Origin of the sequence: Clostridioides sp. ZZV14-6009, assembly GCF_020658095.1 — a bacterium.
Lineage (GTDB): Bacteria > Bacillota > Clostridia > Peptostreptococcales > Peptostreptococcaceae > Clostridioides.
In genome coordinates, this window is sequence record NZ_JAGWDG010000001.1 from 302133 (window position 1) to 318519 (window position 16387).

The window sequence follows — 16387 nt, forward strand, 5'->3', positions numbered from 1 at the left end:
ATTTAAAAGGGGATGAATTATTATGAAATATGCAAAAAGAATGGATATGGTAAAGGCTTCAGCTATAAGAGACTCTCAAAAGAAGATAGCTCAAAAAGTGGCAAGTGGTGGAACTGTTATATCTTTTGCAGCAGGACTTCCTGACCCAAACTTATTTCCAATAAAAGAAATAAGTGAAGTAACTAAGCAAGTACTTGATGAAAGAGGAAAATTTGCTTTAGCTTATGGACCTACTAAAGGTGAAGATGAGTTGTTAGAAATAATAGCTAAGAGAATGAAAGAAGAAGAAAATATTGACACAAAACCAGAAAATATTATAATAACTACTGGTTCACAACAAGGTATAGCTCTTAGTGCTATGATTTTATTAGAAAAAGGAGATATAGTAGTTACAGAAAATCCAAGTTACTTGGGTGCAATAAATGCATTTAGACCTTATGAATGTGATTTTTTAGGAGTAGATACAGATGAAGAAGGAATGGTAACAGAAGATTTAGATAAATTATTATCTGAAAATTCAAACATAAAGGTGATATATGTAATACCAACATTCCAAAATCCTACAGGAAAAACATGGTCTCTACAAAGAAGAAAAGATTTTATGGAAGTTGTAAACAAGTATGATGTCATAGTAATAGAAGATAATCCTTATGGAGAGATAAGATTTACACAAGAACCACTACCTACACTTAAATCACTTGATACTAAAGATAAAGTACTATATCTAGGGTCATTTTCAAAAGTGTTATGTCCAGGATTTAGAGTTGCTTGGATGTGTGGGAATATAGATATTATAGATAAAGCAGAACTTTTAAAGCAAGGTATCGACTTACAATCAAATCAATTTTCTCAAGTACAAGTAATAGAATTCTTAAAGAAATATAATTTAAATGAACATGTAGAAAAAATAAGAGCTGAGTATAAAAAAAGATGCTTCTTGATGCTAGAAACTATGAAAAAATATTTTCCAGAAGAAGCTAAATATACAGAGCCAGATGGAGGTATGTTTATATGGGTTGAACTTCCTGAAAGTATAAATGTAGATAATTTACTAGATAAAGCTATTGATGCTGGAGTTGCCTATGTTTCTGGAGAATCATTCTTTGCAAATAATGGTCCAAAAAATACTATGAGACTTAATTATACAACAATGTCAGAAGAGCAAATAGTTGAAGGGATTAAAATACTTGCAGAAGTTATAAAAAAAGAACTCAATTATGCTTGTGAATAAATATTAAAAGTGAGGGCTTAATTATGGGAGAAAAAGGGAACGGGCTAAAGTTTGGAAAGTTAATGATTCAACTTGTTATCATAGCTATATGTTGGGAATTAGTTTATATTATACCATTTATCCAATACACATTGTATGATCCAATTTTAAAAGCATTACAGTGTTCAAATACTCAACTAGGTTTTTTACTTACTATTTATGGTTTAGGTAATATATTTGGAGCTCCTATAGGAGGATGGTTAGCAGATAGATTTGATTATAGAAAGATAATTTTAGGTTCTGTATTTCTTAATGGAATAGTATCATTTTTATTTGCATTTAACATGAACTATACATTTGCTGTTATAACTTGGGTAGGTTGTGCAATTACATCATTAGTTATGAACTATCCTTCTATGGTAAAGATACTTAGAGTTATAGGAAAAGAAAATCAAGGTAAAGTTTATGGATTTAATGAAGCTATGGTTGGAGTTTCTGGAGTAGTAATGGGAGCTATATTCTTATATATTTATACATTATTTTCAACTCCTGTTTTAGGTATGAGATGGGTAATGATATCTTTAGGAATATTATCTATAGTGATGTGTCCAGTATTATGGTTTGTCATTAAAGATGTAGATATTAGCGAAGAAAAAGAAGAAGGTAAAAATGAAAAAATGGCTGCTAGTGACTTTATGGTAGTTTTAAAATCACCAAATACTTGGTTAGTAGGTATAAGTATATTCTGTGTATATTCATTTACAGTTACAATGTCTTACTTTACACCTTATATAACCTCAGTACTTGGAGGTTCAGTCGCACTATCTGGAGCATTAGCTATAATAAGACAACATGGATTAAAACTATTTGGTGCTCCATTTGGAGGGTACTGTGCAGACAAAGTAAAATCACCTACTAAAGTGCTTTTACCAATATATGTACTTGGTATAGCAGTAATAATTTTATTCTTAGTATTGCCTTCATCAACGCCAATGACTTTATTTATAGCATTAACATTTGTAGTAGGTATATTAGGTTATATGGGAAAAGGTATATACTATGCAGTTCAAGAGGAAGTAAATGTTCCAGTTAAATATTCAGCTACTACTATAGGTATAGCAGCAGCTTTAGGTTTTTCACCAGATGTATTCCAATTTGCATTAATAGGGCATTGGATAGATACTTATGGTAACAAAGGATACACGTATACATTTATATTCCAAATAGCTATTTTAGTAATAGGAATATTATCTTGTTTATATATATTAAAAGTTAAAAAGAGAAGATTGGATAAGTTAAAAGTTTAAAAGTTTCATTTGATAATAGAGTATTTTTTTCAGTATAATCTACTGACATAAATACTGTATAAAAAGTAATACTAAATTAAAATTTATAGTTATATTTAATGAATAAAGTGTGGAAAAATTAAAATGTTATCAAGTGTTTTTAATATAGTTTTAGCATAAAGTTACCCCTAAAAGTATAAGATTGAGTAGCAATTATCACCTATTTGTATATTTACATAAGCTTGTTTAATATAAATTTTACATGGATTTTAGTAATAGATGATATTTGCACTCAATTTTATATCTAATAATGAATAAGAAAATTATGAAATCTAACTATATATTATCTAACCACGTATTAATAGTGTACTGTTTATGCTATTTATGTAGTAGAATTGGGCTTTCCTTATATGTATTTCAATTTATATTGTTTGATTGTTTTTCAAACACATATCGTTAAAAAATTTATATACTTATGTTCATGTATCAATTGATATTCTTAATTTTGGTAATAATTGCTGTAGTTTACATATTAGAAGATAGAAATAAGATAAATAAAATAAAAAATAAGTCTATAAGATATGTTGAGTTAAATAAAGTTTATACAAAATATTAATACATAGCTGTTTAAATTATTGTCTATAAATTAAAATGAATGGTGGTGAGTTGAGTGACCGATTTAGTTAACACCATTAATGGAATTGTTTGGTCACCTGTATTAGTTGCAATGTGCTTATGCATAGGATTGTATTTTTCACTGAAATTAAAATTTTTCCAAATAAAAGACATAAAAGAGATGTTTACTCTTTTACTTGAAGGAGATAGTTCTCAAGTTGGTATATCATCGTTTCAAGGGTTTGCTACATCAATGGCTGGTAGAATTGGAACTGGTAATATAGCTGGTGTGGCTGTAGCAATAGCAATGGGAGGTCCAGGAGCATTAGTATGGATGTGTATAATGGCTACATTAGGCTCGGCAACTGCATTTGTAGAATCTACTCTAGCTCAAATATATAAAGATGAACATGATGGGCAGTACAGAGGTGGTCCTCCATATTACTTTGAAAAAGGTCTTGGATGGAAAAGATGTTCAATTTTATTTTCAGTAGTTGCAATTATAAGTTATACATTTTTTATGCCTGGGACGCAATCAAATACTCTATACTTAGCAATGAATCAAGCATTTGGATTTTCAAGAATGACAATTGCAGTTGCATCTTCTATTGCATTGGGAATAATAATTTTTGGAGGAATTAAAAGAATTGGTTTATTTGCTGAAAAAGTAGTACCTATAATGGGTGGAGCATATCTTATCATGACAATAGTGATAATCATAGTAAATATAAATTTAGTTCCAGATGCTATTATAACGATGTTTAAATCTGCATTCGGGTTTGGTTCAATGTTTGGAGGCATGTTAGGTGCAGCAATATCTTGGGGAGTTAAAAGAGGTATATATTCAAATGAAGCAGGCGAAGGTTCTGGAACTTATGGTGCAGCGGCAGCAGAAGTAAGTCATCCAGCTAAACAAGGATTGGTTCAAGCTTTCTCTGTTTATGTGGATACATTATTAATATGTATGGCTACAGGTATTATGATTATAATAACAGGAAAATACAATGTTACAGGAGTTTTAACTGCACTACCAGGTGTAGAGCCAGGTCCACAATATGTGCAGAGTGCAATAAATACATTACATCCTCAATTGGGTGATATTTTTATAGCAATAGTTTTATTATTATTTACCTTCACAACATTATTAGCATTCTCATATATGATGGAGACCAATGTATCTTATTTGGTAACTAGAATTAAAGCACAAAAACATGAAAAGCACATAATAAATGTCTGTAGATTTATGCTTATAATATGTGCAGCAATGTGTTGTTTTATAGAACCACTTACAAGTTGGGCATTAGGCGATATATGTATAGGTGTTTTAACATATATAAATTTAATTGCTATCTTTACACTGCAAAAGCCAGCTATAAAAGCATATTATGATTACCTAAGACAGAAAAAATTAGGAATAAAGAGAGCTGATAGGATTTTTAATCCTGTTGAATTAGATATAAAAAATGCTGAATTTTGGGAAAATAGATGCTTAAAAGAGAGTGAGCATAAATTAAATTAATTATTTGTGAAGTATTTTATATAGATATTTTAATTAAATTTTCAAAATAGATATCACAGATATATAAGTTCAATATAATACATAATAGTAGAATTATAAGTTTTGATTGATATGTTTATATTTTTACTTATTAAATGTTTGATTTATACATGTAGAAATATATATTTATATTTAAAACTGTTATTTTAAAGGATAGTATATATAGTAAGATTGTTTATTTTAATAGATAAAATAATAGATAGAAAAATTTATACTGTTGAATAAGTCGTTAGGTTTTACAATAAGTGTAGAAATCGTTTTAATGCAGTAAATATAAATTTGTTCTATCTTATATGAATAAATATATAAATTAATTTTAATGGGAGGTAAGGTTGATATGAAGGAAAAAATAATACAAGTGGCGGATTTAAAGAAAGAAAAAGTTTTGGAGCTATGTCAATCTTTGTATGATGAACCAGAAATTGCTCTACAAGAGTATAAATCTGCTAAAAAAATATCAGAATTTTTAAGAGAAGAAGGTTTTGAGGTTGAAGAAAATTTAGCAGGTATGGCTACAGCTTTTAAAGCAACTAAGAAAAATGGTGATGGTCCAAGAATAGTTTTTATAGCAGAATATGATGCTCTTCCAGGAAATGGTCACGCATGTGGTCATCATCTGATAGCATCTATGGGAGTTGGAGCTGGAATAGCTCTTTCAAGTATATTAGATACTTATGAGGGAGAAGTGAGTATAATTGGAACTCCTGCTGAAGAAACTGGGGATGGAAAACCTTACTTAATAGAACATGGTGTATTCGATGGTTATGATGCTGCAATGATGATACATCCAAATTCAAAAACTTGTGTAAGTCCAGAAATTATAGCTATTGGTGGATTAGATTTTGTATTTACTGGTAAAGCATCTCATGCAGGAGCTAAGCCATATAATGGAATAAATGCACTAGATGCAGTTGTACTATTATATAACAATGTTAATGCGCTAAGACAACAGTTAGTAGATGGAACTAGAATCCATGGTATAATATTAGAAGCAGGAACCGCTGCAAATGTAATACCTGATAGAGGAAAAGTTAGATTAGAAATAAGAGCAAAAGAACAAGACTATTTTGATGAGGTTGTAGAAAAAGTAAAGAACTGTGCTAAAGGAGCAGCAATAGCAACTGGATGTGAACTAGATTTTTACCATTTTGAACCTACATGTCAAGGGTTGAATGAAAATAAAGTTTTAATAAATATATTTAAAGATATAATGCAAGAATTTGGGATTGTTGATGAAGAAGAACAAGTAATGCTTGGTTCTACTGATATGGGAAATCTCAGTCAAATTATGCCATGTATACATCCTTTGATAAAATTCTCTGAAAATGGTGAAGAACTACATACAAAAGAATTTTTAGAAGCAGCTATAAAGCCATATGCAAAAAATAGAGTAATTGATGGAATAAAAGTATTAGCTTTGACAGGATTACGTTTATTTGAAGAACCAGAAACACTAAAAAAAATGAAAGAAGAGTAAATTCTAACAAAGGGGATTAGGCTATGACTAATAAGAGTGAGAGCAAAAAGAAAAAATTAGCATTCCCAGATGCATATGTTTTGATGATAGGTTTAATTATATTTGCAGCAATTATGACCTATATTGTTCCCTCTGGAACCTATAACAGAATAGAAGATTTAAATAATGGAAATATGATTGTACAAGCGGGAAGCTTTACATATGGAGAACAACATCCAGTTAGTTTAATAGACTTGTTTAGAGCTATACCAAGTGGGCTTGGAAAAAATTCTGTAACAGTTTTCTTTGTACTTATTATTGGTGGTGCATTTGGTATAGTAAATTCTACAGGTTCATTGGACGCATTAATTGGAAGGGTTATCTCTAAGAGTCAGGGAAGTAAAAGAGGGGAAATTATTATTACTTGCTTAGTACTTACTTTTTGATTAGCTGGTGGAGTTGTAGGTATGTATGAAGAATGCATAGCATTTTTACCAATTTTGATGACATTATGTATAGCTTTAGGTTATGATGCTTTAGTGGCTGCGGCTATTCTCTTATTGGGACTTGCATCAGGATATGGTTCAGCTACAATTAATCCTTTTACAGTAGGATTAGCTCAAGGTATTTCTGGATTACCACTTTTTTCAGGAATGTGGTTTAGATGGATATTTTGGATTTGTACAATGATTTTACTTTCTGCATATATAATTTCTTATTGTAAAAAGATAAAAAAAGACCCAAGTAAAAGCTTAGTATCAGATATTGATTATAGTCACTGGCAAATTGATGAGTCTTCTGTTGGGGATAAGTTGTCTTCTGGAAATATTAGAGTATTAGTTACATTCTTTGGAGGGATACTCGTTCTGATGATATTGATTATAAAATTTTCTTTAGGAATGTCAGATTTATCAGCTTATTTCTTTGCTCTAGGAATTTTATGTGGAATAGTCTATGGTATGAGTCCAAATAAAATTGCTTCTGGATTTGTAAAAGGAATGCAAGAGATGGTCTATCCAGCTATTTTGATAGGATTTGCATCTAGTATAGTAGTTATATTAGAGCAAGGAGTAATTTTAGATTCGATAGTTCATGGATTGTCATTAGTATTAAATTATGTTCCTAGGATTTTTAGTGGAGGAGCAATGATGATTATGCAGTCTGTAATCAATTTCTTTATACCTTCAGGTACAGGTCAAGCTATGGTAACTATGCCACTTATGGCTCCACTTGCAGATGTTATTGGAATACCTAGACAAGTTGCAGTTTTAGCTTATCAAATGGGTGATGGATTTGCAAATGGAATAGTACCAACACTAGGAGTTCTTATGGCTGGAATATCTATTGCTCATGTCCCTTATACAAGATGGTTTAAATTTGCATCAAAGATAATACTTATGGAATTAGTTTTAGGGTTTGTATTTTTGATGATTGCAGTACAAATTAATTTAGGTCCTTTTTAGATAATAAATATTTTTATAGAGGCTTTAAAGAAAGAATATATTAAAAGTTGAGTCTTTTAAATTAAAATATATTTTGCTAAATTTAAATTAAATAGAATCTCGAAAATAAACGGTGAACTTTGTAAAGTTCACCGTTTTAGTTTACTATTTTTTATTTAAATGTGTATTTATAACTTTGACTAGTTTAGTAATGTCTATTAATTCAGAAATAAGTTCATTTATTATTTATAAATTTGTTATAGCAAAAAATATCATGAAAAGATATATTTTAGGTGCTAAAATCAAATATACATAGATACTAGAGGAGGAAGATATATGGAAACTTTAAAAGTAAGAAATATTGAATTATGTGGAACGAATTATGAAATAGGATATGAACTTGGAAAATCAATTGTAGATATACCAGAATTAATAGGAAGTCAAATTGGTAAACCTAATGTTTTAACTAAAGAAGAAGAAAAGTATATGAAAGAGATATTTGATAAATACTGCCCAGGTCTTAATGAAGAATTACAAGGTTTTGCTGATGCTATTCATGTAAATCAGAATCAAATTTTATACTATACTATGACATATCTTAGACCCGGTTGTAGTCAAGTTGCACTAGCACCAGAATTAACTGAAAGTGGTCATGTACTATTTGCACGTAATTTTGACTTTTCACACAAGATGGAGGATTTTGTGTTATGCGAAACTAAGGTAACTGGGAAATATGCACATATTGGGACTACAGTAATGCAGTTTGGTAGAACTGAGGGAATGAATGAATGTGGTTTAGGTGTAAGTCAGTCATCTTGTGGTTTACCTGTAGGTAATTCAGAAGGACTGAGAAAGCCAGCTATTGTAGGTTTACAATTTTGGGCTGTTATTAGATATTTGTTGGAAAACTGTAAGGATGTAGATGAAGCATTGGTGTATATAGAAGATATGCCAATAGCATATAATATTAATTTATTGATTGCAGATAAGTCTGGAAATATTGCACTTGTAGAAACTTTAGATGGAAGAAAAGAAGTAAATAGAATAAATAAGGCAGAAGACAAAAGAGAATCATTTTTACATTCTACAAATCATGTCCATATTGATGAACTTCATAAATTTGAGCCACAATCAATGAGCAATTCTATTCATAGATACAAATTAATTAAAGAATATATAGAGAGTTCTAAAAAGATTGGTGAGAGAGATTTAATGAATTTATTGACTTCAAAATATCCACAGGGTCTATCTTGTAATTATTATAATGATTTTTTTGGAACTTTAAAAAGTATAGTTATGGACTTAAATACGGGAAAATTTAATATCTTATGGGGTGGATTAGAAGATAATGGATGGAATAGTTACTATCTAAATGACAATTTTAAGTGTACAACGCAACTTATAAATATAAATATAGAGAAAGTACCAGCTGATTTTTTTAAATTAATTGAATAAGAAATACTCTAATTATCTTAGATAGTTAGAGTATACAAAATAAAAGTGCTGTATTATGTTGAATTGTTTATTATATTTTAGTATAGTAAACAAAATAGTATTACTTGAAATATCATAATATTTGAGAATATTAAAGAGGATAGAGGTATAATATTGGATTACTTAAAATATTTTGAAAAAGCTATAATATATATTGAAAATAACTTAAAAGAAGATATAAGTGTAAATGATGTAGCAAAAGAATCTGGATACTCGTATTATCATTTAACACGTTTATTTAAGTCCATGTTTGGTGAGAGTGTAGGAAGCTATATAAAAAAAAGAAGATTAGTTAATAGCTCAAAAGAACTTTTATATAGTGATAAAAAGGTAATAGATATAGCAATTGATAGTGGTTTTGAATCTTCAGAAGCATTTAGTAGAGCATTTAAAGCTATATACAAGGTCAGCCCTATAGAATATAGAAAAAATAGAATAGATGTATTTGTTGGGAAGAAGAAAAAGCTAGAATTAGATTTTATGAAACACTTAGTCGAGAATGTAACAATCAAACCAGTTATAAAAAAGATAGATTCAATAAAAGTAATTGGTATAAGAGATAAAGTAATATTAGAAGATGACTCATTACCTAGCTTATGGGAAAGATTTAGAGAAATACATCATATGGTACCAAACACTTTGCCATCAAATAGAGCATTTGGAATTTGTGAAGCAGCTCCACAAATACATCTACTTAGTGAAACTATGGAATTTAACGAAATAATAGGGCTTGAAGTTAGTAGCTATGAAAGTATACCAAGTTTATTTGTTTCAAAAAATATTGATGGAGGAAAATACGCTGTATTCACTCATACTGGTAGCTTGGACAAGCTAGATAAAACTTATGAATATATATGGGGAACTTGGTTCTTAAGCACAAAGGAAGAAATTGATATAAGAGATGATTTCGAAATATATGATGAAAGATTTTTAGGACCTGATAATGTAGATTCACAGATTGATATTTGTATACCTATAAAATAACTGTAAATAAAACTAAAAATAAATTGAAATAGAAAATAGATGCTCAGAAAAGGGCATCTATTTTTTTATTTATATCAGCTATAGACGATTTTGATAATAAAATAAATAAAAACAAGTTCTTAAATTTTTAAGAAAAATTTAAAATATAGTCGAAATAAAATTTGTATATTTCTGAAAATTCTAATTAGTACAACTTTTTCCTTTGCAAAGTTGAAAAAAGATGTATTAATTTATCAAAAATATTATATTAAAATGATATTAATCAAACAAAAACATTTATAATAATAGTATATCTTACAGAAAAAGAATGTAATTTGTAGAATTAAAGCTGGTTAATCAAATTAAAAATTTAAAGAAATTATAGGGAGGTTATAATCTTATGGAAAACGTTATTACAGGTCTAAGTAAAGGTGCAGAGTGGTTTATTGGTTTATTTCAAAAGGGAGGAGAACAATTTGTAGGTCTTATTTCAGGCACTCTTCCAACCTTAATTGTTTTAATGGTAGCTATTAACTCATTGATTAAAATAGTTGGTGAAGAAAGAGTAAATAAATGGGCTTCTAAACTTGGAAGAAATGCTTTTACAAGGTATACTTTACTTCCATTAGTGTCAGTATTTTTCTTAGGAAATCCTATGTGTTATACATTTGGTAGATTTCTAAAAGAGGAACATAAAGCAGGATTTTATGATGCAGCTGTTTCATTTGTACATCCAATTACAGGACTTTTCCCACATGCAAATGCAGGAGAACTTTTTGTATGGCTAGGTATTTCAGCAGGTTTAACTACATTAGGTAAGGAAACAACTACATTAGCATTATGGTATTTTATAGTTGGTCTAATTGTGATTTTTATAAGAGGTGTAGTAACAGAAAAAATGTATGCATTTTTAACAAGAAAAAATAAAGTAACAAATAAGGCTTAGGAGGGATTTAAAATGGATGAAAATAGAATATTAAAAATAGAAAAGGGAACTTCTGGTTGGGGAGGACCTTTGTACATAAAAAAAGAAGCAACTAGAAATAAAATATTGTCAATGACTGCTGGTGGTATTCATGAAGTGACATTAAAAATAAAAGAATTATTGGATTGTGAGGTTATAGATGGATTTAAAACTGGAATTCCTGATGAAGAGGTGGCAGTAGTTATTATTGATTGTGGGGGAACAGCAAGATGTGGGGTTTATCCAAAGAAGAAAATACCTACAATTAATGTAAATCCAGTGGGAAAAACAGGCCCTTTAGCAAAATTTATAACTGAAGAATACTATGTATCAGATGTTAATACTAATTGCATAAGTATTGTAGATGGGGAAGAAACACCAAAAAAATCTCAAGAAAATAAAAATGAAAGCCAAAGCTCTATTAGAAAGCCTGATAATTATAATGAAGTAAAATCAAAAGCTCAAGAAGAATATGCGAAGAAAAACATAATACTTTCTATTGGACAAGGAGCAGGACAGGTAGTATCAAAGTTTTATGATGCAGGTAGAGATACTATCCAAATGATAATGAATAACGTAATACCATTTATGGCATTTGTAAGTATGCTTATGGGAATTATATTGGCATCTGGGTTAGGTGATTGGATTGCAAAGGTAATATCACCACTTGCAGGAAATATTGGTGGCTTGTTAGTTATATCAATAATTTGTACACTTCCATTTTTATCACCTATATTAGGCCCTGGAGCAGTTATAGCACAGGTAGTAGGTACTCTTGTAGGAACACAAATTGGTCTTGGTGCAATACCAGCATATTTAGCACTTCCTGCTTTATTTGCAATAAATGGGCAAGCTGGTTGTGACTTTGTCCCAGTAGGATTAAGTTTAGGAGAAGCAGAACCAGAAACCGTGGAATATGGTGTACCAGCATTATTTTACTCTCGTTTAATAACTGGGCCAATATCTGTCATTATTGCGTATGGAGTCGCAGTATTTGCATTGAGATAGTATTTAACATTACTATAAGATTTAAACTTGATTAATAAAATTGTAAATACAAACTTAAGCTAGTCAAAATTTTAGTTAATGAAAGACTAGCTTTTGTATTATTAATTAGGAGTGATTATTGATTTAGATTAATACTAAATTTTCCTCTAGCAAAGTGAAATTTTATGTATTAATTTGGTTTCAAGTTTGTACTAGAATGAAATCAAGGAGGAGATACAAAATGAATGTAACTGAGAAAATTCCTTCTATTGACCGCAAAATATTTAAGATATTGATTATGTGTAGTAAAAAAGAGTTTGTAAGTATTAATTCAATAGCAGACGAATTGAATGTTACAACTAGAAGTGTAAGAACATATATAAAGCAATTGAATAAAGATTTAGGAAGTGACATAGCAATAATAAAATATATAAAAGGTCAAGGCTATAAATTAGAGATAAAAGATAAGCGAATACTCAATAAGATTATTGATGTGAATAAAAAAAGTGTATTTTCATTAAATTCAAAGGAAGATAGGGCAGAGTTTATACTAAATTATTTGATAGAACTAGATGGATTTATTACACTGGATAGTCTAGCAGATGAGATGTGTATAGGAAGAACTACCTTGGTAAATGACTTTCAATATGTAGAAAAGGTATTAAATTCTTATAATTTGAATTTAGTAAAAAAGCAAAATACAGGAATGAAATTACATGGCAGTGAACTTGATATTAGGTTACTTATATTAAATCAGTTGTATAAAGACTCAAGAAAAGATTTAAATAATTCTAAGTACTTTAAATGTATTAAAAAAGAAGAAATTGTAAATTTAGAAGAAGAATTATTGACTTTATTTAAAAATAATAATTTTTATGTTACAGATGAAATGCTCAGAGAAATTTTTAATTATATAGTAGTTTTGATGTATAGAGTAAAAGAACAGAAGATAATAAAAGAGTACGATGTAAAATTTGATTTACTTAAGTCATATGATGAGTATCTTATTGCTAGGGAAATAAAGAATATTTTATCAGAAAAATTTGAACATATTTTAAATGATGAAGAAATTATTTATTTAACTATACCATTAGTAAGTGGAAATGCACCAGCATCAGAATGCGCTTTAAATAGTAGTAGAATTAATAAAAATATTGATGATTTAATGGAAAGCATATTTAATCAGATATATGTTGATATGGGTATTTTTATAAATGAGGATGAATTAAGGGTAGGACTTGGATATCATCTTAGTTTTACACTAAATAGGCTATTATTTAATATAAAATTAAAAAATGTCTTGTTAGAAGAAATCAAACAAAACTATATACTTCCATTTAAGCTGGCACAAATAGCAGGAAAAGTAATAGAGAAAAAATATAATCTAGAAGTCTCAGAGGATGAAATTGGTTATATAGCAATTCATTTCAGTGGATATTTAGAAAGAAATAGTAGTAGATTTTATTCAATTAAGAAAATAGCAATTATATGTGGGACAGGTCTTGGAACAGCAAAACTATTAAAAATAAGAGTTGAAAAGTTGATAGGAAATAATCCTAAAATTGATACTCTTTCAAGTTTTAACTTGAGAAATATTAATTTAGATGAATACGATATAGTTTTTACAACTATTGATTTAGATACATCAAATATAAATACAATAGTATTAAAAATCAATACAATATTTGATGAAAATAAATTGAGGGAAGAATTAAAAACAGTATTATGCCTAAGAGAAGGCAACATAGATACTACTGATTCTCCAAATTTACTAATAAATAATTTATTAAATGAAAATAACTTTATGATATTAAATGAAAAAACGATACTTGCTTCCTTAGAGAAAATGATGGACAATCTTATGGATTTAGGATGTATTGATGATAATTTTAGAAAAAATATAATCAAAAGAGAAGAAAAATCTCCTACAGTTTTTGATAAAGGTTTGTTATTTCCTCATGCTGTAAATGAAAAGTCAGATAAATTTTTAATGGCAGTTGGGATTTTAGAAGAGCCAATAGTTTATGCAAATAGAAGTATAAAAATAATACTTATGACGATGTTTCCATGTGAGGACAAGGTGGATTCAGATTTATTGGTAAAGATTTATGAAGAAGTTTTAAAAATAGGACAAAATGTAAAATTAACAAATAAGATAAGTAAATGTAGAAGCTTTGTAGAATTTAAAAAAGTATTGATTGAGAATATTATATAGGTTTTGTATAGGATTTAAAAAACAAATTAATTTATGAAAGGTGTGTAAATATGAAACTACTTATAATTTTATTTGTTGTTTATGTTTTAAATACTTTATTTGTAATGAAACAAAATAAACTATATTTCAAAGCTTTAAATAAAGCTAAAAAAATGGGCGATATAGTGTCTACAGGAAAAAAGAAAAGTTATTTTTCTAAAGGAAGTATAGCTATTATATCTTCAGATTCAGAGGGATTTATAAAGTGTGGAGAAATTTTAAAAGGTCGCACAGTAATGGCTAAGTTTAAAGAGATTGAAGATATAAAAGGATTAGATATATATAGTGCAGAGCAAAAATTTAAAGATGAAGAAAGTATTGTACAAGCTATAAAATTTATAAAAGAAAAAATAAATATTTCTTTTAATTAATCTAATATAAATTATCAGGAGGGATATCATGAAATATGAAGTTAAGATAAGTGGGATAGGCAGTTTAGTTGAAGAATTAATAAATGAAAGCAACTGTCTTATTATATACAATGAAACTATTAATGATGAAGATTTGAAAGATATATCTGTAATTCATTCAATATCAACATTAAAAAGTGATGTTGAAATAGGGGATACACTTACAATAGGAAATCGAGATTATTGTATAGTTTCAGTTGGTGATATTGCTCAAAATACTCTTAGAGAAATTGGTCACTGTACAATTAAATTTGATGGAGAAGATAAAGTAAATTTACCTGGAGAAATACATGTAGAAATTGGAAAACCAGATATAAAGATTGGAGATTTAATAACTATTTATTAATTTGAAAAAATAAAATTATTATAACAGGAGGAATTGATATGTTAGATTTAAACAGAAAACTTGCAAAGTTAGAAGAAGAAGGTAAAAAAATAAAAGTAGCTCTTATAGGTGCTGGTCATATGGGTAATGGAATGGTAAGTCAAATGGCAAATATGAAAGGAATGGAAGCATCTATTGTTGTAGATATAAATCTAGAATTAGCTCGTAAAGCATTTACTGATGCAGGTATAGAAGAAGAAATTATAGATAATGTAACAAATGAAACAGATGCAGAATTAAAATTACAAGAAGGAAAAGTATTAACATGTAATGACTTTCTTGTAGCTTGTAAAACAAAGTCAATAGATGTAGTTATAGATGCAACAGGAGGTATTGCAATTGGTGCAGAAATAGCACTAAATGCTATTTTAAATAAAAAACACATAGTAATGTTAAACGCTGAAACTGATTGTGTTGTTGGGCCAATACTTAAAAAATTAGCAGATGACGCAGGAGTAATATTTACAGGTTCTGCAGGAGATGAACCAGGGGCAGTAATGGGTCTATTTGATTTTGCAGATGCAATGGGATTTGAAGTTAGAGTAGTAGGTAAAGGTAAAAACAATAAATTAGATTTAGACTGTAATCCTGATACTGTTAAAGAAGAAGCAGAAAGAAAAGGAGCTTCACCTCATATGATAGCTTCTTTTAAAGAAGGTACTAAAACAATGGTAGAAATGGCTTTAATGTGTAATGCAACTGGATTTGTACCTGATGTAAGAGGTGGACATGGTATTGAAGCTACAGTTAATGAAGTACCTAAGAAATATGCATTAAAGAGCGAGGGTGGAGTATTAGATAATTATGGTGTAGTTGATTTTGTAAATGGTATAGCACCTGGTGTTTTCGTTGTAGTTGCTCATAAATTAAAAGCAGTTAATGATGAATTAAAATACTTAAGTATGGGTGATGGACCTAATTACATATTATATAGACCATATCATTTATGCAGTTTAGAAACTCCTTTATCAGCAGCAATGGCAGTTTTAGAGCATAAGGCTACAATAGTGCCTAAAGCTGGATTAGTTGCAGAAGTTATGACTATAGCTAAGAAAGACTTGAAAAAAGGTGAGTATATGGATGGATATGGTGCATATACATGCTATGGTACTATAGAAAAATATGATGTTGCAAAAGAAATGAATGCTGTGCCTATTGGTTTAATTAGTAAAAAGACTAAGGTTATTAAAGATATTAAAAAGGGTGAAGTTATAACATATGATATGGTAGAGATAGAAAAAGATACTACTTTATATCATTTAAGACAATTACAAGAAAAAATATTTGGATAAAATTTATTGCAGAATAATATAATATAGATGATGTTATTTAAAAGAGGGTTGATGGTTATTTTAAAATCAGC

12 protein-coding genes and 1 pseudogene are annotated in these 16387 nt (G+C 28.8%); all 13 read left to right on the forward strand.

Annotated features, from left to right (window positions below; all coding sequences use genetic code 11):
* Positions 1 to 22: 22 nt before the first annotated feature.
* Complete coding sequence (locus KGF36_RS01335) at positions 23 to 1231, forward strand: PLP-dependent aminotransferase family protein (protein WP_227828231.1); 1209 nt, start codon at positions 23 to 25, stop codon at positions 1229 to 1231.
* Positions 1232 to 1254: 23 nt separating this feature from the next.
* On the forward strand, positions 1255 to 2517 hold the full coding sequence (locus KGF36_RS01340) for an MFS transporter (protein WP_227828232.1): 1263 nt from the start codon (positions 1255 to 1257) through the stop codon (positions 2515 to 2517).
* Between the two features lie 649 nt (positions 2518 to 3166).
* Positions 3167 to 4630, forward strand: a complete 1464-nt coding sequence (locus KGF36_RS01345) for an alanine/glycine:cation symporter family protein (RefSeq protein ID WP_227828233.1) — start codon at positions 3167 to 3169, stop codon at positions 4628 to 4630.
* A gap of 376 nt (positions 4631 to 5006) precedes the next feature.
* The gene (locus KGF36_RS01350; protein WP_227828234.1) at positions 5007 to 6146 is read left to right on the forward strand and encodes a M20 family metallopeptidase; all 1140 of its coding nucleotides are present in this window, start codon (positions 5007 to 5009) and stop codon (positions 6144 to 6146) included.
* A gap of 23 nt (positions 6147 to 6169) precedes the next feature.
* Positions 6170 to 7588: pseudogene (locus tag KGF36_RS01355) on the forward strand (YfcC family protein).
* 315 nt (positions 7589 to 7903) lie between these two features.
* The gene (locus KGF36_RS01360) at positions 7904 to 9022 is read left to right on the forward strand and encodes a C45 family autoproteolytic acyltransferase/hydolase (RefSeq protein WP_227828235.1); all 1119 of its coding nucleotides are present in this window, start codon (positions 7904 to 7906) and stop codon (positions 9020 to 9022) included.
* Between the two features lie 153 nt (positions 9023 to 9175).
* Positions 9176 to 10045 (forward strand): AraC family transcriptional regulator, encoded by an 870-nt coding sequence (locus tag KGF36_RS01365; RefSeq protein ID WP_227828236.1) that lies wholly within the window; start codon positions 9176 to 9178, stop codon positions 10043 to 10045.
* Between the two features lie 379 nt (positions 10046 to 10424).
* Positions 10425 to 10970 carry a PTS glucitol/sorbitol transporter subunit IIC gene (locus tag KGF36_RS01370; RefSeq protein ID WP_227828237.1) on the forward strand — a complete coding sequence of 182 codons (546 nt, stop codon included), beginning with the start codon at positions 10425 to 10427 and terminating at the stop codon, positions 10968 to 10970.
* Positions 10971 to 10982: 12 nt separating this feature from the next.
* On the forward strand, positions 10983 to 11996 hold the full coding sequence (locus KGF36_RS01375; RefSeq protein ID WP_227828238.1) for a PTS glucitol/sorbitol transporter subunit IIB: 1014 nt from the start codon (positions 10983 to 10985) through the stop codon (positions 11994 to 11996).
* 220 nt (positions 11997 to 12216) lie between these two features.
* Entirely contained in the window at positions 12217 to 14190 is a 1974-nt protein-coding gene (locus tag KGF36_RS01380; protein WP_227828239.1) for a BglG family transcription antiterminator, read from the forward strand.
* A 50-nt stretch (positions 14191 to 14240) separates the two neighbouring features.
* Positions 14241 to 14600, forward strand: coding sequence for a transcriptional regulator GutM (locus KGF36_RS01385; RefSeq protein ID WP_227828240.1), 360 nt, complete (start codon positions 14241 to 14243; stop codon positions 14598 to 14600).
* Between the two features lie 28 nt (positions 14601 to 14628).
* A complete protein-coding gene (locus tag KGF36_RS01390) occupies positions 14629 to 14985 on the forward strand; it encodes a PTS glucitol/sorbitol transporter subunit IIA (protein ID WP_227828241.1) in 357 nt (118 codons plus the stop codon).
* 38 nt (positions 14986 to 15023) lie between these two features.
* The gene (locus KGF36_RS01395) at positions 15024 to 16316 is read left to right on the forward strand and encodes an NAD(P)H-dependent oxidoreductase (protein WP_227432625.1); all 1293 of its coding nucleotides are present in this window, start codon (positions 15024 to 15026) and stop codon (positions 16314 to 16316) included.
* Positions 16317 to 16387 lie beyond the last annotated feature (71 nt).